Source organism: Nocardia ninae NBRC 108245, from assembly GCF_007990755.1.
In the GTDB taxonomy this organism is placed as follows: Bacteria; Actinomycetota; Actinomycetes; order Mycobacteriales; family Mycobacteriaceae; genus Nocardia; species Nocardia ninae.
In genome coordinates, this window is record NZ_BJXA01000111.1 from 1 (window position 1) to 20,533 (window position 20,533).

At 65.3% G+C, this 20,533-nt stretch carries 28 protein-coding genes; 11 read left to right on the plus strand and 17 right to left on the minus strand.

The genetic code is table 11. The features are described from left to right. Positions 1–9: 9 nt before the first annotated feature. Both NN4_RS40935 and NN4_RS45500 read right to left on the minus strand, forming a co-directional pair. A complete protein-coding gene (locus tag NN4_RS40935; protein ID WP_147142816.1) occupies positions 10–240 on the minus strand; it encodes a hypothetical protein in 231 nt (76 codons plus the stop codon). A 63-nt stretch (positions 241–303) separates the two neighbouring features. Beyond that, positions 304–468, minus strand: a complete 165-nt coding sequence (locus NN4_RS45500) for a hypothetical protein (protein ID WP_186818877.1) — start codon at positions 466–468, stop codon at positions 304–306. 490 nt (positions 469–958) lie between these two features. On the opposite strand from NN4_RS45500, the gene NN4_RS40940 reads away from it, so the two are divergent. Genes NN4_RS40940 through NN4_RS40950 form a run of 3 tightly spaced genes read left to right on the plus strand, consistent with a single transcriptional unit; the run spans position 959 to position 2,443 of the window. Then, entirely contained in the window at positions 959–1,396 is a 438-nt protein-coding gene (locus NN4_RS40940) for a hypothetical protein (RefSeq protein ID WP_147142819.1), read from the plus strand. 13 nt (positions 1,397–1,409) lie between these two features. Further along, the gene (locus NN4_RS40945) at positions 1,410–2,105 is read left to right on the plus strand and encodes a nucleotide-binding protein (protein ID WP_246181367.1); all 696 of its coding nucleotides are present in this window, start codon (positions 1,410–1,412) and stop codon (positions 2,103–2,105) included. Then, entirely contained in the window at positions 2,102–2,443 is a 342-nt protein-coding gene (locus NN4_RS40950) for a hypothetical protein (protein WP_147142822.1), read from the plus strand. Before NN4_RS40945 ends, NN4_RS40950 begins: the two co-directional genes overlap by 4 nt. 102 nt (positions 2,444–2,545) lie before the next feature. Here the strand turns inward: NN4_RS40950 and NN4_RS40955 are convergent, their stop codons facing one another. Continuing rightward, a complete protein-coding gene (locus NN4_RS40955; protein WP_147142825.1) occupies positions 2,546–2,728 on the minus strand; it encodes a hypothetical protein in 183 nt (60 codons plus the stop codon). 129 nt (positions 2,729–2,857) lie between these two features. On the opposite strand from NN4_RS40955, the gene NN4_RS45505 reads away from it, so the two are divergent. Further along, positions 2,858–3,025 carry a hypothetical protein gene (locus NN4_RS45505; protein WP_186818876.1) on the plus strand — a complete coding sequence of 56 codons (168 nt, stop codon included), beginning with the start codon at positions 2,858–2,860 and terminating at the stop codon, positions 3,023–3,025. Positions 3,026–4,150: 1,125 nt separating this feature from the next. On the opposite strand, the gene NN4_RS40960 is transcribed toward NN4_RS45505, so the two are convergent. The 13 genes from NN4_RS40960 to NN4_RS41020 all read right to left on the minus strand — a co-directional run bounded on the left by NN4_RS40960 (position 4,151) and on the right by NN4_RS41020 (position 13,971). Then, the gene (locus NN4_RS40960) at positions 4,151–4,606 is read right to left on the minus strand and encodes a hypothetical protein (protein WP_147142827.1); all 456 of its coding nucleotides are present in this window, start codon (positions 4,604–4,606) and stop codon (positions 4,151–4,153) included. Positions 4,607–4,648: 42 nt separating this feature from the next. Next, positions 4,649–5,425: a helix-turn-helix domain-containing protein gene (locus NN4_RS40965; protein WP_147142830.1), complete on the minus strand. Its 777-nt coding sequence runs from the start codon at positions 5,423–5,425 to the stop codon at positions 4,649–4,651. Next, a complete protein-coding gene (locus tag NN4_RS40970; protein WP_147142833.1) occupies positions 5,422–5,925 on the minus strand; it encodes a hypothetical protein in 504 nt (167 codons plus the stop codon). The genes NN4_RS40965 and NN4_RS40970 overlap by 4 nt, the downstream gene beginning before the upstream one ends. Further along, positions 5,922–6,425: a hypothetical protein gene (locus NN4_RS40975; RefSeq protein WP_147142836.1), complete on the minus strand. Its 504-nt coding sequence runs from the start codon at positions 6,423–6,425 to the stop codon at positions 5,922–5,924. The genes NN4_RS40970 and NN4_RS40975 overlap by 4 nt, the downstream gene beginning before the upstream one ends. After that, positions 6,422–8,329 carry a hypothetical protein gene (locus NN4_RS40980; RefSeq protein ID WP_147142839.1) on the minus strand — a complete coding sequence of 636 codons (1,908 nt, stop codon included), beginning with the start codon at positions 8,327–8,329 and terminating at the stop codon, positions 6,422–6,424. Before NN4_RS40980 ends, NN4_RS40975 begins: the two co-directional genes overlap by 4 nt. A 62-nt stretch (positions 8,330–8,391) precedes the next feature. Then, entirely contained in the window at positions 8,392–8,973 is a 582-nt protein-coding gene (locus tag NN4_RS40985; protein WP_147142842.1) for a hypothetical protein, read from the minus strand. Between the two features lie 25 nt (positions 8,974–8,998). After that, a complete protein-coding gene (locus tag NN4_RS40990) occupies positions 8,999–9,544 on the minus strand; it encodes a hypothetical protein (protein ID WP_147142845.1) in 546 nt (181 codons plus the stop codon). A 19-nt stretch (positions 9,545–9,563) separates the two neighbouring features. Then, positions 9,564–10,079 carry a hypothetical protein gene (locus NN4_RS40995; protein WP_147142850.1) on the minus strand — a complete coding sequence of 172 codons (516 nt, stop codon included), beginning with the start codon at positions 10,077–10,079 and terminating at the stop codon, positions 9,564–9,566. 19 nt (positions 10,080–10,098) lie between these two features. Then, on the minus strand, positions 10,099–12,210 hold the full coding sequence (locus NN4_RS41000) for a hypothetical protein (protein ID WP_147142853.1): 2,112 nt from the start codon (positions 12,208–12,210) through the stop codon (positions 10,099–10,101). After that, a complete protein-coding gene (locus NN4_RS41005) occupies positions 12,207–13,019 on the minus strand; it encodes a helix-turn-helix domain-containing protein (protein WP_147142856.1) in 813 nt (270 codons plus the stop codon). The genes NN4_RS41000 and NN4_RS41005 overlap by 4 nt, the downstream gene beginning before the upstream one ends. After that, a complete protein-coding gene (locus tag NN4_RS41010; protein WP_147142859.1) occupies positions 13,020–13,442 on the minus strand; it encodes an RRQRL motif-containing zinc-binding protein in 423 nt (140 codons plus the stop codon). It abuts the gene before it with no gap. Continuing rightward, complete coding sequence (locus NN4_RS41015) at positions 13,439–13,711, minus strand: hypothetical protein (protein ID WP_147142862.1); 273 nt, start codon at positions 13,709–13,711, stop codon at positions 13,439–13,441. The genes NN4_RS41010 and NN4_RS41015 overlap by 4 nt, the downstream gene beginning before the upstream one ends. After that, positions 13,708–13,971 (minus strand): hypothetical protein, encoded by a 264-nt coding sequence (locus tag NN4_RS41020; RefSeq protein WP_147142865.1) that lies wholly within the window; start codon positions 13,969–13,971, stop codon positions 13,708–13,710. The genes NN4_RS41015 and NN4_RS41020 overlap by 4 nt, the downstream gene beginning before the upstream one ends. Positions 13,972–14,257: 286 nt before the next feature. On the opposite strand from NN4_RS41020, the gene NN4_RS41025 reads away from it, so the two are divergent. From NN4_RS41025 to NN4_RS41055, 7 genes are all read left to right on the plus strand, one after another. Beyond that, complete coding sequence (locus NN4_RS41025) at positions 14,258–15,016, plus strand: GntR family transcriptional regulator (RefSeq protein WP_147142868.1); 759 nt, start codon at positions 14,258–14,260, stop codon at positions 15,014–15,016. Beyond that, a complete protein-coding gene (locus tag NN4_RS41030) occupies positions 15,010–16,026 on the plus strand; it encodes a glycosyltransferase family 2 protein (RefSeq protein ID WP_246181368.1) in 1,017 nt (338 codons plus the stop codon). Before NN4_RS41025 ends, NN4_RS41030 begins: the two co-directional genes overlap by 7 nt. Further along, positions 16,023–16,775 carry a pyrimidine reductase family protein gene (locus NN4_RS41035; protein ID WP_147142871.1) on the plus strand — a complete coding sequence of 251 codons (753 nt, stop codon included), beginning with the start codon at positions 16,023–16,025 and terminating at the stop codon, positions 16,773–16,775. The genes NN4_RS41030 and NN4_RS41035 overlap by 4 nt, the downstream gene beginning before the upstream one ends. Next, positions 16,772–17,428 (plus strand): class I SAM-dependent methyltransferase, encoded by a 657-nt coding sequence (locus tag NN4_RS41040; protein ID WP_246181369.1) that lies wholly within the window; start codon positions 16,772–16,774, stop codon positions 17,426–17,428. The genes NN4_RS41035 and NN4_RS41040 overlap by 4 nt, the downstream gene beginning before the upstream one ends. 397 nt (positions 17,429–17,825) lie before the next feature. Then, on the plus strand, positions 17,826–18,701 hold the full coding sequence (locus NN4_RS41045; protein ID WP_246181370.1) for a replication initiation protein: 876 nt from the start codon (positions 17,826–17,828) through the stop codon (positions 18,699–18,701). Further along, positions 18,698–19,000: a replication protein RepB gene (locus NN4_RS41050; RefSeq protein WP_147142877.1), complete on the plus strand. Its 303-nt coding sequence runs from the start codon at positions 18,698–18,700 to the stop codon at positions 18,998–19,000. The genes NN4_RS41045 and NN4_RS41050 overlap by 4 nt, the downstream gene beginning before the upstream one ends. 73 nt (positions 19,001–19,073) lie before the next feature. Then, positions 19,074–19,352, plus strand: a complete 279-nt coding sequence (locus NN4_RS41055) for a hypothetical protein (protein WP_147142880.1) — start codon at positions 19,074–19,076, stop codon at positions 19,350–19,352. A gap of 774 nt (positions 19,353–20,126) precedes the next feature. On the opposite strand, the gene NN4_RS41060 is transcribed toward NN4_RS41055, so the two are convergent. After that, positions 20,127–20,390, minus strand: a complete 264-nt coding sequence (locus NN4_RS41060) for a hypothetical protein (protein ID WP_147142883.1) — start codon at positions 20,388–20,390, stop codon at positions 20,127–20,129. Between the last annotated feature and the right edge of the window lie 143 nt (positions 20,391–20,533).

Consider the following 20,533-nt stretch of genomic DNA (forward strand, 5'->3'; position numbering starts at 1 on the left):
ACCGGAGCCTTAGATCGAGGCCGGCCTGGCCGCCTTCTCCGCGGCGAGCTTCGCCGCCGACACCGTGCTGCGTCGTCCCATCCTCACCGTCGTCGTGTCGGTGTCGACCTGAAACTGGAACAGCGACCCGTCCTGCCACACGGCAAGCTGACGGCGGTACATCCGCTTCGTCAGGATGACGCCCTGTCCTTCCACATCATGGAACGACCACCCTCCGGTCGCATCCGCCTCGGACAACATCGGTACGCCCTTCGCCGTTGATGGGTCACACCCTTCGAATCAGTAGATCCGTATTTCAGTAGATCAGTCCTCGGCCGGTACGAGATCGGCCACCCGCGCGCTCCACGGGTAGCGCCCCGGCACGTCCTCGATCGACTCGACTACCGCACGGTCGCCCTCGATCTCCACGACCGTGAACACCGACACGCCACTGACTCCGATCCTGACTCGGTCCCCGACATTCACCACGCCCCGCAGACTATCCCGAGCGGCCGTCCAGTCCGTGTAAGGATCGAAAGCGTGTTCGAGGAGTTCGCGCCGGTGTACCGGCTCAGCGATGGCCGGATAGTCGAGGCCGGCCGTCTTTACCGGACGCGTCGGGGATGGGAAGAACCCCTTCCGGTCTCCTGCCCACGCGGCCATCGACTCGGACCGGGGCGAGTGCTGTTCGGATCGCTGGCTTGCCTCGCTGCAGCCGGTGGTGGACACCGGACCCATCGCTGCGTTCGGTGCGGCTACGTCATCTACACACCCCCGGTTACGGAGCGCTGCGTCCATCCGCGTACACGGTCTACCTGAACAGTACGGCTGAACAGGGCTTTCACGTACTGATTTACTGATATACTGAAATCAGTAAATCAGGAGAACTGCCGAACGGGTTCGGCGCGACGCGCCCTCAGCTCCTGACAATCTACTGAAATCAGTATCTAATGACTGCCGTAGACCGGAGGAGAATCTCATGACCGAGGTCGTTGGCGCGAAGATCGTCGCCGAGCACTGGCCGTTGAGCGGGCCGCATTCCGAGGAGTCGCTGGCCTCGGCCACCGAAGCGATTGACGAGCTGGTTCGTTACCTCGCGCACGCCACCATCGCCAACCAGGCCGCCGAGGCGCTGCCGTTCGCGCCGGACGGTTACATCGTGATCAGCCGTCTCGCCACAGCGGCACATGCCCAAGACCAGGTGCTACGCCAGCTCGCAGACTGGGCAGATAATCACCTGGCCGCCGATCCGAACCTACGACACGACACCGAACCGGCGGACCGGGCGAGCGTGACCGCGCTGGAAGCCTCGGCGTACCTCAACGACGCAGCGAACAAGGCCGGCGAGCTCGGGCGCGCGTTGGCGCGGGCTCAGGGCCTGCTCGGACACCTGTACCACGACCAGGACAACGAATAGGAATAGTCTACTGATGTCAGTACATACGGAATTACTGAAGCGCGACGGTCGTGCCCTGCTGATCCTGGTCATGCTGAACCTCAAGGGCGGAAGTACGAAGACCACCTCGGCGGCCTGGATTCTGCACGTGCTCCACGAGGCTGGCCTCAACGTACTCGGCGTCGACACCGACCCGGAGAACGAATCGTTGATCAGCTGGTCCGAACTCGGCGACTTCCCGTTCCCGGTGATCTCGATGCCGGTTCCGAAGCTGCACCAGCAGCTGCCCGGCGTCATCAACCCCGATGTCGACGTCGTCGTGATCGACACCCCGCCAATGAAGGACTCTCGGCGCATCGTGAAGTCCGCGGCGAAACTCGCCACCCACATCGTCATCACGATGGCACCAACGAGCATGGAGTACGAGCGGATGCCGGCGGTACTGGAACTGCTCGAGGAAGTCGAAGACGAGGTGGACCAGGCACCCGAGGTGACTGCGTTGCTGACTCGCACGGTTGCCAACGCGGCGTCCACCGAGACCTATCGGGAACTGATAACGAAGGACGGTGTCCGGGTCCTGCGGGTGGTGATCCCGCGTAAGGAGCTGTTCGCGCAGGGCTACGGCAATTCCATCACGAACGCGCAAGCCACCGCCTATGCCGATGCCGTCGATGATCTACTGAACTCCGTAAATACTGAACAACGAGACAGTGACGAGGTGAGCGCATGAGTACCGCAGCCGACCGCATCCGCGAGAACGCCGAAAAAGCCGCTGCGGCCCGCGCGGCCCGCACCAAGAACACCAGCGGCGGGCGGCAGTCGCGCAACGACGGCACACCGGAACCGCCCGCACCGCGCAGCCATGGCAGCGGCGTCACGGTGAAGCCGATCCGGCGCACGGTAGACCTGCCACCGGAGCTATACCGGCGCCTGGTCGACTGGCAGAACAAGACCGCAGCGGCACTCGGCAAGTCCAGAGTCACCAGCCAGGACGTCATGGTGGCCCTGGTCTACGAGCTGCTGTCCGACTCCGAGGTCGCCGATTCAGTGACCGAACGAATCACCTGAAATACTGACATACTGATATACGGACAGGTGTTGCCGCAGGTCATCGAGCTCGTCCACACGTGCTAACTGCGCGCGCAGCTGCGCGGCACTCCGGACCGACGCTCAGCACGCATCGAATGAACATTCGCTGCACAGCAGCGTGACCTCTCCGTTGTCGCCGGCGACAACGTCGGGCAGGCCGACTGTCTGCTCCAGCTCGTCGTCCCATTCGATCGTGTCCACGTGCCCGCATTCGGCGCAGCGCCATTGCTCGCCGTCGTCGTAGTTGAGTTCGTCGCTCTGCATACATCGAGTACACCGGAGCGCGGGCGCGCCGCAGGCACCGTTGCACACTCGGTGTGTGCCCTGCGGTTTCGGAACAAATCGGCTGAAGTACTGAAATACGGATATACGGACCAGGGGAAGGGGTGACACGTGGAAACCGATCGAGCACAACATCTCGTAGTCATCGAGCACGAGCTCGGCGAGCAGCGAACGGTGTTTGTCGACCGGGATCTCCTCGTGACGCCTGGAGAGGCCGCGGCTTATGTCTCCTCGGTCCTCGGGCCGGATTGGTTCGTCCGAGAAGTCCTACCGGCCTAACGCGTCCACACCTGCCCATACACGGGTATGGGCTATGTACGGGCGTGTATGGGCAGGTATACCGGCTTGAGTCGCGCGGCAGACCTCACGGCTGGAGCGTCGGCGGTTCTTTGGCCTCTGGGGTGGGTCGGTCTGCACATCGAGGCGGGCAGGCATCGCCTGCCCGATAAGGCCTGCCTTTTCCGCGTAGAGGCTCACGGGTCAAGGGTGGCCCGCAGGGTCATCGGCGGAGCCGACGCGTAGCGCCCTTGAGGCGTGAGGGACGCGGGAACACAATGCAGGCCGACCCACCCCAGGGCCACGCGGCCGAAGGCCGCGCAGTAGTTCCGCGAGCGCGGCGCGCGCACGCGGGCGTCCGGCGCCCGCGCACCAACCACCCGGCGTGAGCCGCCCATTGTTCCGGTACACGCTGGTATTCGCGTATCCCTGGACCGGCGCATACCCACCTGAGCTGACCAGCTGGAAGCGACGCCAACGGCGTCGGATCGTCTCTTACGCAACCAAACAGCTAACGCACCGATAGCCACCCAACGCAACCAGAGTCTTTTGTCTTTTTCTTTTCTCTCTTCTCACCCCTCCCCCTCTCTTACCTACCTACTTACTTGATCTTGATTTCTCCTCCCCTCCCCAAACCCCCATCTCATGCTCACGAAGTGTGTATGAGATGGGGGTTTGGGGAGGGGAGGAGAAATCGACGGCGGAACGCCGTCTCACCAGGTCAGAGAGGGGGAGGGGTGAGAAGAGAGCCGAGAGGCAACCGTGATCTTGATTCCGGCCTGTCTGCTCGGTGTTTTCCAGCTTTTTCGCAGGTTTTTCTCATGCCGACCAGGCGCGAGCTCGGCAGCCGGATGCCGAGCATGATCGGCTGGGGGACCCTTCCTCGGCCGTCGAGTGTCTGACCGACGTGACGGCAGTTCAAGGGCCTGCGCTGCGCTCCGGTCGCTGCGCGATGGCCTGCGGCCACCCTTGAGCAACCGTCACGTCGGCACAGGATTGGCCTATATGAGGAAGGGATGGGGGAGAATAGTCGGGCCCGTCACGTAGAGCTGCGGGCACGCGAAAGGGCCCCTGCCGACCGGAACTCGGCAGGGGCCCTTTTCGGGTGTTCAGGCGCTGATCAGCGCGTTATTCGTCGTCGGCTTCCAGGTAGGCGGCGACCTCGGCGAGCGAAGCTTCGGTGGGTGGCTCGTATTTCGCCTGGTAGAGCTTGGGCGGGGCGTAGTCGGCGCTGAAGGCCTGCCCGGTCCCGGTGTACGTGAGTGTGAGCCGGGCACCGTTGCGGAAGTCGGTGTCACCCGCGGCGATCACAGCGGCTTTGATGGCCTTCTGCATGTTGCCGCGCACGAACAACTTCCGGGCGCCGTCGTCCTCCGGTTCGGTCTGCCACCCGGTCAGGATCACCACCTCCAACTGCGGAATCGGGCGGCCCTGACGCAGCTTCGGCTTACCGGTCTTCGGATCGAGCTGGCTGACCATCTGCTGGGAGACGACCAGCCCGGCCACGGTCGTGCCGGGCTCGTCGTGCTTGGTGAACGCGCCACGAACGACTTTCGGGGCGTCGGACATGATGAACGAGGTCATTACAGTTACTCCTGAGTGAATTCGGTTGCGGGTTGTGTTGGGTTATCCGGCGATGCGCCGGACGTTGGATGCGGCGGGCAGCGCCAGCTGCGCGCCGGTGTCGCCCTCAGCCTTGAGCCGAGCGACGATCTTGCCGACAGTGCCGTGGTGCAGATCGACCTGCGGCGCGATTTCGCGGTAGGAATGGCCTGCCAGATGCAGGCGCAGGATCTCGGCGTCGCGTGCTGCTGTCGCATCCGATTCCGCTGGTGTCGCCTCGCTTTCGGGTGCTGTCGCCTCGGTGTCGCCTGTCGCGGCGACACCGTCGCCTGCTGTCGCCTGCGGTTCTGGATGGCGGGGAACCTCCAGCAGCGCGGTCAGCGCGTGAGTGACAGCCAGCGCGGCCACCGGCGCCGCACCCGCCACCGCCGCAGCGGCCAGCTGCGGCAGCTTCAGCCCGTCCGCGGTCCAGGCGTGCACACCGTTGCCGAGCAAAGACACCAGCTCAGCGGCAGCGAGCTCGATCCAGAAGAACCGCCGCGTCGCGGCCGGGATCGCTACCCCGAGCTTGGCGCGACGGTTCAGTGCGACCAGCGAAAAAGCCGCCTGGATGATCGGCCCGTCCACGATGACCGGTGCACCCCAGGCCAATCCGGACGGGATACCGGACATGACCGCGACCCCGTGCAGTGCGATCGCGGACCACGAGAACGCCGCGATGGACACCGCCGCAAGCGACAGCAAGGCGACAACCTCGGCGACATTCCACATGCCCGGCGACACCGCGACAGCAGGGCGCGCGCCAGTGGGCGACAGCGTCGCGTCGGTGGGCGACATCATCGTTCGATCCCCTCTCGGTCGTGGTTGTTGACCAGCCCGGCGAAGGCGTGCCCGTAGATCGGCTGCGGCACCAGCCGCTCCCGGCCTTCCGACAGTGCGCGTTCGGAGGCAAGGTCCAACGCGTCATCGAGATCGCTGGCAAGCTCGCGGTTACGGTCGGCCAGCTCCGCCACCTTGTGTTCGGCGGCATCGCGTTCCGCGGTGAGTGCGGCGAGCTGCTGTTCGAGCTGGGCAGCACGCTCATTCGCGGCGACCAGGCGCGCGGTGAGGTCGTCAGCCGGAACTCCGACGACATCAGCGCGGGCCTCGATCGCGGTGGTGCCCGCGGCTCGCCCTTGCAGGGCGGTGAGAACCTTCTCGTGGCCGGCGTAGGGCTCAGCGGCCCGCACCACGTCCCCGAGGGTCACCGGTTTCGACGTATCGCGCAGAACCTCACCGAGAGTGCTGGCGCGGGCGGGCATGGTCTGCTCGACCGCGCGAACGTCGTGGATCGTGGTCATCGCTCCACCTCCTGTTCGCGTTCGACGCCGTTGACCAGGCCTGCGAATGCGTGGCCCGGGATCGGGTCGCGGCCGGCCTCGCGTTCGGGCGTCGACCAGGCCCCGTGTCCGGTCAGCTCGCGGGCCTGCTGCTGGCTGTGCCATTGCATCGGAGTCAGCGCGTCCCAGCCGCCGGCGCGGTCGTGGGCGATCTGGTCGTGGAAGCGGCGCATGGTGTCGGGTGCGTGTTTCCAGTCGTGGTGGGCGTCGGCCAGATACGTCCAGGCCTCGCGTTCCTCGGTGCTCCCGTCGAGCCACCGCAGATCGATCTCGTCGGCCTGCTCGGTGAGCTGCTCGAACTCGGCGCCGACCTCGATGCGGTCCATGGTGTGGAGCACGTGCTGCATGCGCGCGAAGTCCGCCCGCATCAGCACTTCCTGCGGGTCTTCGACCTTCTCGGCGTAGCGGGTGATGAACGGGTCATCCAAATCCATGTCGGGCGTGGTGTTTTCGGTGCTCATCGCTCCATCTCCAGTTCCTGCTCGCGGCCGTTGACCAGGCCCGCGAACGCATGACCGGGAATTGACGGCCGGGTTTTGGCCTGCTTGGCGTCGCGCCGGTCCTGGCCGTCGTTCATGGCCTTGTAGTCCCGCGCGGATTCCTCGGCATCGGCCCACTCCTCATCACGGCGGTGGTCCTGGCGCTCATGCTCGGCGGTGGTGTGCTCGCCGGCCTCGCGCATCTGCGCGCGCAGCTCGGCAAGGTCGGTGCCATCGCGCTCGGGTGCGTGCTCGTCGCGGGCCTGGGCGGCTTGGCGTTCCGGGCTACCGAGGCGCTGCTCGGCGGGCGTGCGCTCGACCAGCGTGCGCACCGCTTCGTCGCGCTCGCCACGCAGCTTGTCGCGCTCGGCGGTGAGTGCGGTCAGCTGTTGGACCAGCGCGGCGTTGCGCTCTACGAGCTGGTTGTTGTACTGGATCGCCAGCCGGTGACGGTCCTGCAATGACGAGAAGTCCCGCGCGAGGTCGGCGTTCACGTCGGCCTCGGTAGCTGGGTCGTAGGTTTCAACGTCGATTCCCTCGCGCCACCCGTCGACCTCTTGGGCCAGCACCGAGCGGGCACCCTCGGCCCGGAACACCGGATCCCAGTGGCCTTCGCCGTCGTGGTCGTAGGCGGCGATGTGGACGCTGGTGCCCGGCGCCGGACGGATCGCGTCTAGCTGGCGACGGGTCCAGTTCGCGGACTCCCGCTCGCTGGCGTGCTGAGCCGATTTGTTGACCACCTGATGCTCGCCCTCGGGCAGCCAGCTGATCGTGGACGAATACAGGTCGGTGCGCTCCTGGTCAGGCCGGGTCTGTTCGGCGCCGAGCGCAACGAGGCTTTGATCGATCTGCGCCGGATGATCTGTCACCCAACGCACGTCATCCCAACTCAACCCGGTCTTACGCAGGCCATTCCCGGCATCGCGGCAGGAATCGGCCAGCTGCACGAGTCGGTCTGGCGAAGCGGTCGGTGATTGCTCGGTCCACCGCCGTTGAGCGTCACGCAGATCCTGGACCGCCGCGATGCGATCCGGCGTCAACTGAGTAATCCATTCGGGCTCTCTGCCAACAGCCTGCTCATCACGCCGCCACGGATCATTGACCTCACCGTCAGCGAGTTCGGGCCGCGCACCGCGTTCACGCAGGTCGGTCGCGTGAGCGGCGAGGTGCCCGCGCACGGTGTCGGGCCGGCCTTCGTCGGCGTAGATCGGGGCGGTCGTGTCATCGAGGTCCCACGCCTCGACCTGCACGCGGGTGTCGTTGTGCCAGTGGGTGTCAGCGACCTGGCGGTGCATCCAATCGACCGCGCCTTGCTCGGTGACGAACCGCCGTGTCGGCTGCGCCAGCCACATCGAGCTGCCCTGCGCCTGCGAAGCGACCGTGGCCGTGTACCGGATCGGCTCACTCTCGCGACCCGGTCGTTCGATGCCCGCGGCTTCCCGGGCCCGCGCGACTTGGGCGCGGTAACGCAGCGCCTCAATGCCTTTCACACGCCGGGCCCGCTGGAGCGGGTTGCGGTGGCCATGGGAGATGTGCGGGAACGCCGTCGCGGCGTCGATCTGGTCCAAGGCGATGCCCTGCTCGATCTCGGTCAGGCGCGGATTGCGCAGCACCCGCTCGGCCATGTCGTTGCGATGCCTGGCCAGGGCCTGGGCGTCGCGGTAGCGGCGATCGTGGTCGACGTTCGGGTCATTGGCGCGCCGGGATACCGCCAGCGAGTGCGCCCGGAACGTCTCGACCGAGTTCGCGGTCCAGGTCAGCTGGTGGGCTCGATCGAGCTCGGCCTGGCGCAGCTCGCCCCGCCACGCCTGCTTGATCTGCTTGCGGATCTTGCGCTTGTCCAACCAGTTCGCGGCCTGGCTGTAGCGGCGCAGAGTCGTTGACATCGAAGCAGCGAATTTGCGTGCCTCGCTCATGATTTCGTCTTCAGGACTGCGGTCGGACATGATCAGATCTCCGTTTCGGTCGGCAGGGACAGGGACAAGGTCGGCTCGGCGGTGAGCACCGCGCTACGCAGCTGCTCGGGGAATTCAGCCCAATGCCGGAGTTGGTTGAGGACTTCGGCGTGTACGCACGTCAGCACCGAGCGCGGCCCGCCGACTACGGCGGCGATCATGCGGTCGATACCGGACATGCCCGTCCACGGCACGGCGCTGTCGAACACCCCGCCCCACAGACGCGACAGCTTCACCGGGTCGAACCGGGACAGGAAATCGGCGGTGCTGTAGGGCGAACCGGACGGGCAATCCACCACCAGGCGCAGCGCCATCTCGCGCAGCTGCGCCCAGTAGAAGTCGTGTATCGAGTCCGACGCTGCGAACCGGGCGCCATCGACATCGAGCACAGCGAGCAGGGTCGCGGCCGGCAACGTCCAGAACCAGTCCGGTAGTGCGGGCTCGATCCAGGGCATCCAGCTCAAGGCCGGTTCGTGCACCGACGCCGCGGCCTCGGGTGCGGGATCAGGTGATGATCCCGGACGCGGTGCGCCGCTGAGTACTGCCCAAAACCTTTGCGGGAAACTGGTATTCATAGGTTTCGTTCCTTTCCAGGGTGAGTTACTGAAATACGGATGTACGGAGAGCGCGCCGGACCGGGCGGGCGAGCAGCGCCAGGCGCTGCCGGATCCGGCCCTCGATCGCCCAGGCCAGCGCGACCGGCACCGGGACACCGAGGACGCTGGCGATATGGCGCCACTGCTCGGGCTCACGGCTGCGGATGCCGGCCAGGTCGAGACCGACCGCGTGCACGGCCGCGGTCGCGGTCGCGGTGCACTGGCCCCATTGCCGCGCCGCCGCAGGCAGCCGAGCAGGAAACAGGTGCCAGCGGGCGGCGCGGGCCGCCTCGGCGTGCCAACGCGCGGTTTCCTGCTGCTCGGCGTCGCGGATGTCCTCGGCGAAGTACTCGCGGAAGTGGTCCCAGCCTTCGGGCCACAACCGCAGGGCGCGGGCGATGATCTCGCGGGCGGGCAAGGCGTCGATCTCGCTGGCGGCGGGCTCCCCGGGTGCCCCGTAGGAGTTCTGTTCGATGCACGCGATCAGGTAGCCGCGAGCGGTGTCGAGTTCGGCAGCGGTGAAGAACGCCGGATAGTCGTAGGCAGACAACGGATTTCCTTCCAGAGGGTTACTTGCTCGTGGCCCGCGCATCGGTGCGACGGGTTTCATAGGCGTTGCGGCGCACCGCAAGTCGCGTCACGTGACGACGAATCCAGCGGCCGGTGTCCACGGCGCGATAGCAGAGCATCCGAACTGCCTCGATCGGTCCGGGTCGGCCCGCGCACATCCACCACGCGTATCCGGCCAGCGCGAACCCGTAGACGGCCAGGGGTCCGGGCAGATCCAGCACCAGCGCGGCGGTGAGGAACGCCGCGGTGCACGCGAGCGCGGGAGCCCAGATCCGGGCGGTGTCGCGGATGCGGCGGGCCCGCGGCAGCAGCTGCTCACGATCGGTGACCGCGCGACCGATCACACCGCCATCGGGGACGACACCGTCGAATCGGGCCGCGAGCTTGGCGGCCGGAGTGCCGGCCAGCTCGGCGTCATGAGCGGAGAGGGCATCGAGTTCGGCCTGGCGCTGCTCGGCGGATAGGCCGGTGATCTCTTCACCGTGCTCATCAGGAGTCGGATCGGGATTGGACATTGTTGTGCTCCTTGGGGTTTCAGGCGCGGCGCTTGCGCATGTTGATGACCGGCGCGAGTGGTCGCGGGTCGGCGGGAATTTCGCGGGTCTGCGCCAGACCGGGCAGCGGGCGCACGGATCCGAGAGTGTTGTCATCGACGAAGGACACTCGGCCCCAGCGGGCCCGGCCGGCCGCGACGAACACGACATCGCCCTTGCCCATGCGGCGGACCTTGTTCGGCTCCAAGAGGAACTTCTCGGCGGCCTGCACGTTGCCTTCGTCACCAGTGGCGGCGCCGCCGATGAGCTTGCGGGTCTGATCGAAGCGGCGTTTGGTGCCGTAGCCCTCGGCGAGCTTTTCGACGCCGAACTCGTGCCCGCCGTGCAGGCCACCACCGGAACCGGCGGCGACCAGTGCGGTGCGGGCGTCGTCGTCGTGACCGAGGCCTTGCCAGGACTGCGCGAGCCACCAGCTGCCGATCTTGGCCTTGCGGAACCTCTCGACCCATGCCTTGGCGCGGGTCTTGCCATCGGAGACGGCACTGAATTCGTCTACGGCCAAAAGGGTTTCGCGCTGGTGGTCCTTGTCCGCGAGCTGCTCCAACATGCAACCCAAAGCGGCGAACTGTGCGCGGGCCCGGTCCGCGGCTTTGACGCCCTCCAAGATGATGTAGAGGAAATCAAAGTCGGTGATCTGGGCTTCGCCCTCGAACGAGTCACCGAGCAGCCGGTACAAAATCCCGAACTCGCTGCCCGCGGAGTCCATGACCGGCTGCTTGCCGGCCATCACGGCCGCGATCTCGCGATCGACACCCCGCACGCCGGTCCAGGCCACGGTGTCGTCCCACACCCCACCCCACAGCTTGGCCAGGCGGACCGGATCGAACCGGGACAGGAATTCGATCCAGTCCCGGGGCGGATTGCTGCCGTGCGGGACACCGTTGACCACGCTCATCGGCGCGTCCACGACCAGGTGAATCAGGGTTTCGCGGAGGTTGTGGAAGTAGCGCTCGGTGTCGGTGGTCGGGGTACTGCCACCGGAAATCATCGCGCTCAAGACGCTGCGCAGGTCATCGAGCTTCGGGATGCTCCACAGCGCCAGCGCCACGGCGTTCGGGTCCGCGGCGTCGACACCGACGATGCCGATCCGCGCGGCCGGAACACCGATTGCCTGATACCAGCGCACCAGCCGGTGGGCGACCTTCACCGATTCGGGCCCGCCGTTGCAGTCGATCACCATCGACAACGGCCGGCCCGGCCGGTCCATGCGCCACCACTGCCGATGCCGCATCCACGCGGTGGTGTGCCACGACAGCAGCAACCGCAGCATCAACGTGGTCTTGCCCTTACCGCTGCTCGCGACCGTGGTCATATGCTCACGCAGGTTGATCCACGGAATGATCAGCCGAGACTCATGGCGTGCCAACAGCATCCGCAGGCGGCCCTTCGGCGGCGCGGCACTGTCCTCCACGGCCAGGCGGCCGATCACAATGTGCGGATTCCAGCCACCGGTGGTGAACGGGAGCCGGTAGCGCGACAGCCGCGCAGCTGCTCGCTGCTCACGCTCGGCGTGCAACCACATCGCCCGCTCAGTGCGCGCGGGGTCCTGGCGGCCGTTGGTGAGCAGCTGCACCCGACGGCTGGTGTAGCCGATCGTCGCGAGGAACCAGGCGATCGGAACCAGCAGCACCAGCATCACCGCGACACCGTGGACGTAACGGCCGTCCAGCAGCTGCGCGAACCCGTCCGCGCACTTCTTGTTCGGCGCAGCGATATCCCACGCGGTCAGCGCGGCGACACCGGGCAACGCCAACACTGCGCCGAACGTCCAGTTCCGCATCCGCGCCGGCGTCCACGCCCGCCACGCCGCGTGACCGATCAACACCACCGCGAGGACCAGTACCACCATCGACACGACGCCGATACCGATCACCCAATCCAGCACCCGAGCCCAGGTCAGACCCTCCGGAATCGGCAACATCCCACCGAACAGCATCGAGTCCGGGCCATCACCGAAAATCGGCGGCGCAACCGGATGCACCGGAATCCCGTGCGCAGGAACCTCAGTCGTCGGCGGCACGGCCGGCGGCGGATTGATCTTCGCGGTCACCGGCGTGCAATCGGCCGGTGTCAGAACAGGTTTGCAGCTCATGACGACACCGCCTCACCGTGCAGGGCGTCGGGGTCACCGTGATCAGAGGCTCCGCCCTCGATCACCGTCAGACCCGGACGAACCAGGCCGGTTCCGGTGTCCTGCTTGCTCGGCTTGAGGACATCGCTGAGGTCCGCGACCCGGATCGGCGGGCCCTCGACAGCATCGGCGGCGTAGCGCGCAGCCTGGGTGATCACGTTGCGGATCTCGTCGCTGTGCCGGATCGGCTGCCTGCGCGCGTCGAGCCACTCGTTTTTGCAGTAGTAGATGAGCCCGTCGCATCCACCGGCAGCCGCGGCTTGCTTGGCTCGCACCACCGCCGACCGGGCAGCGGTGGCGTTCTTCGCCGTCAGCTCCACCTCGACCGCCCACAGCGACCCATCGGCCTTGTAGAAGCGGCCGTCGTGCACATGTCCACGCAGCGTGCCCAGGGCCGGACGAGTCTGCGCCGCGCGCAGCTGACGCTCGGAAATCCAGCGATCCAGATCCAGCCCGACCAGCGCCAACCGCACATCGAGCACGGTGGCCACGTGCGCGGCCATCTTCGGTGTCGGCGTCCAGAACTTGGTGTAGAACGGCAACACCGCCTCCAGCGCGGTCCGCGTCGGGAACACCCACATCGGGCCCGGAACCGGGCGCATCTTCAAATCCGAAATCAGATGCGCCGCACGCCACTTCGCGGTGTACCGGTACGCGGACTGCATCGACAGCCCCAGCATCCGCGCCACCCGATCCAGCGACGCGCCATACATTTCGGCGAGCACGGTCAAAACGACCATGTCGCGAGGGTTCAGAATTCGGCTACTCATCTAGCGCTCCCATTCATCACGGTCACGAGCAGTTCCGATCAGACCGGCGAATGCGTGCCCCGGAACTGACGCACGCACGCTCGGTGTGGAATCGGCCCACGCGGGACCCGGATCACTGACCTGGTCGAACTCACTGCGTTCGACCCCATGGCGTTCCGCCGCGCGCAGCTGCCGCTCGTGAGTCGCCTTCTCCAAAGCGGCCAGCTGCGCGGGCGTCGCCTGCCGCTTCGCGGCGGCAAGATTGATGTCGTAGAGGTAGGCCGTCACCGGCCCGCGACGAAAATCGCGATGCACCTTGCCCGCGATGTCCTGGCCATTCGGGCGCAGGCCCTCGGCGGCGAGCTGGCGGCGCGTCCGCAAATGCGTTGGCGCGGTCCGCCACTCATAGGTAGGTATCCCGCCCTCGACGGGCTGCTCGCTCATCGTCCGGCCACCGAATCGAGACGTTTGAACACCGCCGACACCAGCCGATCGGCCTCCATCGGCACGTCGCGGATGATGTCCTCGTTCTCATCGAGAACGACCACGTGCACCCGGCACCGCTCGATGCCCTTGAAGTCCAGGCGTGGGGCCTCGATCGCCTCCACACGCAACGTCCGCGGCTCACGCCGCTTGGCGTCGACGTAGCACTGGCCGACGAACACCAACCGACCCGACCGAGTCCTGTACTCGGTCAGTAGGCCGGCGCTCATCGCTGCCACCCCGCCGGGGTCGGAACCGTCTGCGGCGGAACACAACCCAACTCCGCCGCCCGGGCCGCCTGATCGTGACGGCACACATTCGGAGACGGTGTGTAGGACTGGTAGTCCAGCCACGCGATCGAGCACGCCGACATCGCGAACAACAGGCCGAACACCAGCAGCGCCAGCTGAACCGGCCCGGGAAGCGCCCGGAACACCTGCCCGCCGGCGCGAGCGACAGCGGCGTCCGTCTTCGCGACCGCGCCGATCATCGTCGGGCCCCGACCCGGGCACGGCTGAATGGGCCGTGCGACCGAACGAACCAGCGGGCGACGAACCACGCCACGACAGTCCAGAACAGGATGTCGGCGACGGTTCTAGCCCCGATATAAGGCATCGCTACCAGCGCAAACGCCAGCGCAACTACTCCAACGAACTTCCACGATCGCCTCATTATGGACCAACCTCCGCGTTTGGCGGTAACAAAGTCATGCCTGTATTGTTACCGCCAAAGCGGAGCGCCGTCAAGCGATTGGCGGCAACAAACAAGGAGGAGTCGTGCCCAACTCGAGTTCGTTGTGGCGAGAGATCGCCACAGATCTCAGGCGGCGGATCGAGGCTGGTGAGTGGTCTCCCGGCGAGACGCTCCCGGCCATGCGAATGCTTGCCGAGCACTACGGCACGAACAGCCACGCGCCGATCAACAGAGCGGTTCTGCACCTGATCAACGAGGGGGTATTAGTCACCACTCCGGACGCGCCGCGGCGCGGTGTGCGAGTGCGGGCACGACCGAAAGTTGTTCGGCCGATTGACCAGCGTTTCGAATCGACCAATGCGTCCCCGGATGTCACCTTCGAGCAGATCACCGGCATGGACGACGTGACCGTTGAAATCGCCTACGACCGCGAGACTCCGGTAGACGTGGTGGAACTGCTCGGTGATGGAATGATCCTCGTTCGGACTTTCAGGTATCTCATCGCTGAGACACCTCACCAGGTGATGAGGTCGTGGATGTTGGATCGCGTAGCCCAGACTGCTGGTCTGCGGACCCCCGATGATGAAGTGCCAGGTCGGACGACCGAGACATGGTTACGCGAGGGTGGCATCGATGTTCGGCGAGCCACGCTGACTATCGAATCGCGACTTCCGACTGAGGAAGAAGCTGCGGAACTCGCGATGCCGGCCACGGTGCCGGTGATGGTGCGCAAAAAGACATTGTGGGATGCGGGATGTCAGGCCGTGGAAACGAACACCACGGTTGTCGTAGCTGATCAGATCATCTATCGAGCTGAATTCTCTCTGGAGGACCTGTGCTGATCTCGGTCATCACACCGGCATATCGACCACGCGCAGACTTTCTTGCTGATGCTTACAAATCGTTGTGCGCTCAGCAGATGCCGGACGGTTGGGACTGGGAATGGCTCATCCAGTTGGACGGTGAAGGCGAACTTCCCCTGCCCGACGAGGCGGCAAAGGACGAGCGGGTCAAACCCGGATCCGGTCCACACGGCGGGCCGGGGACCGCTCGAAATCTCGCCCTGGAACGGTCTGCGGGCTCGCTCATCCGCAACCTGGATGCTGACGATGTCTTACCGCCTACGGCGCTGGCACAGAGCATCACGGTCTTGTCGGGTCAGGCGACGATCGGGTGGACAACATGCCGCGCTCTCGATCTCATGTCGGATGGTTCGTTGGTCGCGTTCGAAGGTGATCCGCCGAGCGGACCGCTACCGCGCGGCTCAGTCTTCGATTGGTGGATTTCGCACAACTACCTACTGAACGTGCATCCCACCACGATCTGCATTAGACGTGAGCTTTTGATAGGTGTCGGCGGCTGGATGGCCCTACCGACAGCCGAGGACACCGGAATGATGCTGACCGCATCAGCCTTGGCAGATGGGTGGTTCCTGGACGATGTAGGACTGCACTATCGCCAACATCCGGATCAAATAACCAGAACCGATCAACACGTCGAATCTCGACCTCGCCGGCGGGCTTTCCTCGTGGAACGAGTGCGGGCGGTACAAGCAATGCTTCATGCTCGCCCCGACAACCAGCCACCGACTAACAGCCCTATAGAGGAGAGAGTTTCGATGGATACAGCCGACCGAGTTACCACCTTCGTCGCGCACTACGAAGATCCCTATAGCGACAATGAGACCAAACTGCGCCGCTGGGTCGCGGCCGCGAACGAACGCGGCCTGGAGGTGCTCGTCCGAGAGGTCACCGGCTCGCGGAACCTCGTCGGAACCGTCGAAGTCGACGGCCGGATCTACGACGTACGCCACCTTGGCCGGCGCACAGAATTGCAGGCTAAGCCGCAATGACAAAGGACATCCGTGTCCCGTACGTCGTCTCTGCCCATGGACTAAGCGATGACGACCTGACCGACTTGTACGAATATCCCGATATTTCACGTCCATGGATCCGAGCGAACTTCGTTGCGAGTCTGGACGGCGCAGCTACTGGTGCGACCGGAACATCCAGCGGGCTCGCAACCACCCTGGATCACAGGGTGTTGCAGCTGCTGCGGGAACTCGCGGATGTCGTCCTCGTCGGGGCATCCACCGCACGCGCCGAAAACTACGCTGGCGCACGCGTCACGTCGGCCGGCGCCGCGCGGCGACGCACGCGCGGCCTGGCACCAGTGCCACCAATCGCGGTCGTCACAGGACGCGCTGACCTCGACCCGAATTCGCGCTTGCTGACCCAAACATCGGTCCCGCCAATAATTTTCACGACTGCCAGCGCTGCGACCACCTCTAAGCGCAACCTCGCTGACGCAGGAGCCACCGTGATTGAACTCGGGGCCGACAGAATCGACACTGGAGATCTTCTTGATGCCCTCGCCGACCTTGGACTACATCGCGTGATCTGCGAAGGTGGCCCGCGGTTGACCGGACAGCTCGCCGTTGATCACGCACTGGACGAGCTCTGCATCACCACAGTGCCGACAATCGTCGGCGGTACTTCACCCCGGATCACCGATTCAGACCGGCACGCCGCCCTCATGATGGCGTGCCGACACATCATCGTTGACACGGACAGCTCGCAGCTCGCCCGGTGGGTCCGATGAACGATGACGCCGTACAGCAACAAGAACGTAGCGTCGGACAGATGCAGTCGCATCCGAACGAACCCGCTTCCGCGGTAAGGCGTTGGCAAGACATACCCGGCTGGTTCGCGTGGCGAGATGCTCAGGAAGAAGCAGTCGATCACTTCCCTGAGGGAAGTACTTTCATCGAGGTCGGCAACTACCTTGGTCGCAGTCTGTGCTCGCTGGCGGAAGTTGTCGTAGACAGCGGCAAGCACTTCACTGTCCTGGGAGTCGACACCTGTCGTGGTAGTGGGCCGGAAGGGCTTCGCGGCATCGACGCCCACGGCGCGGCGGCGTCCGAGGGCGGCGGTACCTTCGCCGGCATCCTTCATCGCAATCTCATCGCCTGCGGGTTCGCCGACAAGGTCCTGCTCGTGGTTGGTGATTCGGAGTCGTCGGCCAACTTGTTCGCCGATGCCTCGCTCACGTGGGTTCACCTCGACGCCCGTCACGACTACGACAGCGTGGCGGCAGACATCACGGCGTGGCGACCGAAAGTAATGCCTGGCGGCTGGCTATCCGGCGATGACTACATACCTGGGACATGGCCGGGTGTCGTCGCCGCAGTGAATCAGCTACTCCCGCAAGCAGAGCCCTGGTCAACCTTCCAGTGGCGTTGGGTGAACGAGTAGATACCTACCCGAGGTGGGCCCGAGTCAGTGGGTGCTCGACCAGGGGGTTCCGAGCCAGAGAAGGGCGAGGATTGTCTAATGCATATATGCGCATATCTCTATTAGTGCACGGTTAGAGGTGGTCTCGTGCTGGACAGATCCGCGGGCGTAGCGGGCCTCGCTCCGCTCGGGCTGGAAGAGCGTCAAGGGGTGCCCTGACGGGCATACATCTGACTTGGTTTCGTGACGCAGTTTTAATTTTGCGACACGTCGACCTCAAGGCATACATCTGACTTGGTTCGATGACGCATTTTTAATTTTGCGGCGTGTCTGCGCCGAATCCTGTTCGCTGCGTGCGAGGCTGCCGCCCATGATCGAGAACGGGCCGGAGCTATGGGACGGGCAACTATGGCTGCCGATGTTCCCGTACGCGTCCGATGACCTGTCCGCGGGCATCTACCGCCAGCCTCGGCCCATTGCGCGCTTAGCGCGCTACGTGGAGGCAAATACGAGCTCGGTGTCGAACCTGCTCGTGGTCGACGTGGATCACACCGACGCCGCAACTCGGGCGGTCTCAGCCGCTGGCTCGCATCCGATGCCGAACCTGCTCGTGGAAACCCCTCACACCGGCCGCGCCCATGCGATCTGGGCGCTGCGCGAGCACTTCACCCGCACCGAGTACGCCCGCCGCGCCCCGCTGGCGTTCGCAACGGCGACTACGGAGGGTCTGCGGCGCGCCCTGGACGGCGACCGCGGCTATTCCGGGCTGATCACCAAAAACCCGCTGCACGAAGCATGGCGAACCGAGTGGATCCACGACCACCTGTTCGACCTCGGCGAGATCGCCGAGCAGCTCGGGGCGAACATGCCTCCCAAGAACTGGCGCCAGCAGCCAAGGCATCGGGACAACCCGGTCGGCCTGGGCCGCAACTGCTGCATGTTCGAAGGCGCGCGCCTCTGGGCGTATCGCGAGGTTCGTCACCACTTCGGCGACTCCGCCGGCCTCTTGGCTGCGCTGCACGGCAAGGCAGCACAGATCAATGCCACATTCCGGCACCCTGTCACCGGCCAGCCCGATCCGCTGCCGATGTCGGAGCTGCGTGCGATCGTGAACTCGATCCATCGATGGATCACCACCCGATCGCGCCTGTGGGCCGACGGCCCTGCCGTCTACGAAGCCACCTTCAGCACGATCCAGGCAGCCCGCGGTCGCAAAGGTGGGCGAAAATCAGGTGAGACGCGGCGAGGTCGCGTCGCCGACCGCGCCGCAATGATCGCTGTGAGGGACAAATGACTGAACCGATCCGTGGACGCCGCACCGAAACCGCACGGGCCCTGGCCCACCGCCTGGGCGTGAGCCCACGCACCATTCAGCGGACCGTCGCCGAAGCCCGTGAAGACTTCGAGGCACGCGCCGACGAACGCCGGGAACGCATCATCGAACTGGCTCGCACCGAGATGACCTACACCGAAATCGGCGCAGAACTCGGCATCACCGCCGCGCTCGTCGCTACCCGGGTCGTAGAGGCCCGCGCGGCGGGGATCGACATCCCTGCGCGGCGGCGCGGCCGGCCACGCAAGAAAGCCAGCTGAACTAAATGGTTCGGGTTGCCTACTGCATCACGAATGATGCGGTACGACATTCAAACTTGGCCTAGTCGGCGCCATGACCGAATCCGAGCCGCCCCGGATCGAGCGCTTCATCGTCGCCCGCCTCGCCGAGGACGAACACGATCCGGTTCGCGGACGCTACGTCGTGGCGCTGCGGACCGCGGTTCTGTCCGTGCTGGAGTACGAGGGCGAGCTGAGCCATCTGTTCGGCGAGACGCCGGACACCGAGCGGTCGCGGCTGGAGTACATCCCGACGTTGCGGGCCATCGCCGGAATCTGGCGCGATCACCCGGATTACCAACCGGATTGGGCCGGTCCGGACCCTCGGTCCTGACCGCCGATAAGGAAATGTTATCGGCGGCCAGGCAGCGCACGCGGGCCCGAAAAAGTATGTCAACCCTAATTTTTCGGGGCCCGCGCCGAATCCGCGGCGAGACTCGTCAGTGATGCTCTCGGCGCCGGGCGTCGCGCCGAGCTTTCGGGTCGCGATGCCGCCGACGCGCCGGTGGCCGTCGCGGCGGTGCGGGCCGTCGACGGGTTTGCCTGCGCGGTGGTGGCCCCAGGGTGTCGCGGACAACCTTGCGGGCATCTTCGCGCCGGCCCGGATCTTTATGCGCCACGGCGAAGATCCCTGCCCATAGTCGCAGCAGCCCGTTGTAGTGCACGTCCGCCGTACGCCCCGACCGGCGGCCGGATCGAGCCAGAAACCATGCCACACCCACAGCGAGCGCGCCGCCGCCAGCGAACAGTTCCATCATCAGTAGGTCTCCCGAGTTAATCGTTGATGCGATGGGAGGAGACTACGAAGAGGGTTCACCGACTGTTTCAATCCGCGTTTGCACTGGTCAGAGCGTTTCCGACGACGATGCCAGGGACTGGCGGGGTGGCAATGATCGGCGCGTTCGCCGACTTTGGCTACAGTCATTGGGTTCCTGTTTGTTTCTTTTGGGTGAGACATTCGGACATTGGCTGGCCGGCCTGTTGACGCAGGTCGGCGCAGCACCCTCCCGTTCCCTCGTTGAGAGCGCGGTTGAGCTCACCAAGTGGATCACAAGAGCTCGACATTTTTCACAATCAACACCGTTGATGCGTGTCGATCATGACGACCTCACCAGCACCAGCCATACCTCCTACCTGGGGGTTTCCAGAGAAACACCAGGTCTGGCATGGCTGCCCTTCTGTCCCCTCTTTTCCCGAGACACGCCTGAATGTCCATGTCTGTCAGCGTGTTTCCGCTTTTTTCGTCAATAGCGAACAATTTGCCCTGGAGATGTCCCATCGTGGGGACGTTGTTCAGCACCTCCAGGGAGAAGTTGTCCTTGCCGACGATCTCCCGCCAGCTGGCCGCGGGCTCGCAGATCCAGTCGACCACACGGATAAGGCGCCGAAGTACAAAAAAAGTTCAAAATGCAGGGCGACCGAGGCGAGGTTCCAGTACGGGTGCACGCGAGGTCCCAGAACGGGTGCACGAAGGTCGCGAAATCGGGCTCGGGGCGGACTTTCCCAGCCCCGGCC

What these genes read in the sequence shown, in the direction of transcription:
- NN4_RS40935 (WP_147142816.1), bottom strand. Translation starts at nt 240, where the DNA reads ATGTTGTCCGAGGCGGATGCGACCGGAGGGTGGTCGTTCCATGATGTG.
- NN4_RS40940 (WP_147142819.1), top strand. Translation starts at nt 959, where the DNA reads ATGACCGAGGTCGTTGGCGCGAAGATCGTCGCCGAGCACTGGCCGTTG.
- NN4_RS40945 (WP_246181367.1), top strand. Translation starts at nt 1,410, where the DNA reads ATGTCAGTACATACGGAATTACTGAAGCGCGACGGTCGTGCCCTGCTG.
- NN4_RS40950 (WP_147142822.1), top strand. Translation starts at nt 2,102, where the DNA reads ATGAGTACCGCAGCCGACCGCATCCGCGAGAACGCCGAAAAAGCCGCT.
- NN4_RS40955 (WP_147142825.1), bottom strand. Translation starts at nt 2,728, where the DNA reads ATGCAGAGCGACGAACTCAACTACGACGACGGCGAGCAATGGCGCTGC.
- NN4_RS40960 (WP_147142827.1), bottom strand. Translation starts at nt 4,606, where the DNA reads ATGACCTCGTTCATCATGTCCGACGCCCCGAAAGTCGTTCGTGGCGCG.
- NN4_RS40965 (WP_147142830.1), bottom strand. Translation starts at nt 5,425, where the DNA reads ATGATGTCGCCCACCGACGCGACGCTGTCGCCCACTGGCGCGCGCCCT.
- NN4_RS40970 (WP_147142833.1), bottom strand. Translation starts at nt 5,925, where the DNA reads ATGACCACGATCCACGACGTTCGCGCGGTCGAGCAGACCATGCCCGCC.
- NN4_RS40975 (WP_147142836.1), bottom strand. Translation starts at nt 6,425, where the DNA reads ATGAGCACCGAAAACACCACGCCCGACATGGATTTGGATGACCCGTTC.
- NN4_RS40980 (WP_147142839.1), bottom strand. Translation starts at nt 8,329, where the DNA reads ATGTCAACGACTCTGCGCCGCTACAGCCAGGCCGCGAACTGGTTGGAC.
- NN4_RS40985 (WP_147142842.1), bottom strand. Translation starts at nt 8,973, where the DNA reads ATGAATACCAGTTTCCCGCAAAGGTTTTGGGCAGTACTCAGCGGCGCA.
- NN4_RS40995 (WP_147142850.1), bottom strand. Translation starts at nt 10,079, where the DNA reads ATGTCCAATCCCGATCCGACTCCTGATGAGCACGGTGAAGAGATCACC.
- NN4_RS41000 (WP_147142853.1), bottom strand. Translation starts at nt 12,210, where the DNA reads ATGAGCTGCAAACCTGTTCTGACACCGGCCGATTGCACGCCGGTGACC.
- NN4_RS41005 (WP_147142856.1), bottom strand. Translation starts at nt 13,019, where the DNA reads ATGAGTAGCCGAATTCTGAACCCTCGCGACATGGTCGTTTTGACCGTG.
- NN4_RS41010 (WP_147142859.1), bottom strand. Translation starts at nt 13,442, where the DNA reads ATGAGCGAGCAGCCCGTCGAGGGCGGGATACCTACCTATGAGTGGCGG.
- NN4_RS41015 (WP_147142862.1), bottom strand. Translation starts at nt 13,711, where the DNA reads ATGAGCGCCGGCCTACTGACCGAGTACAGGACTCGGTCGGGTCGGTTG.
- NN4_RS41020 (WP_147142865.1), bottom strand. Translation starts at nt 13,971, where the DNA reads ATGATCGGCGCGGTCGCGAAGACGGACGCCGCTGTCGCTCGCGCCGGC.
- NN4_RS41035 (WP_147142871.1), top strand. Translation starts at nt 16,023, where the DNA reads ATGACAAAGGACATCCGTGTCCCGTACGTCGTCTCTGCCCATGGACTA.
- NN4_RS41040 (WP_246181369.1), top strand. Translation starts at nt 16,772, where the DNA reads ATGAACGATGACGCCGTACAGCAACAAGAACGTAGCGTCGGACAGATG.
- NN4_RS41045 (WP_246181370.1), top strand. Translation starts at nt 17,826, where the DNA reads ATGTTCCCGTACGCGTCCGATGACCTGTCCGCGGGCATCTACCGCCAG.
- NN4_RS41050 (WP_147142877.1), top strand. Translation starts at nt 18,698, where the DNA reads ATGACTGAACCGATCCGTGGACGCCGCACCGAAACCGCACGGGCCCTG.
- NN4_RS41055 (WP_147142880.1), top strand. Translation starts at nt 19,074, where the DNA reads ATGACCGAATCCGAGCCGCCCCGGATCGAGCGCTTCATCGTCGCCCGC.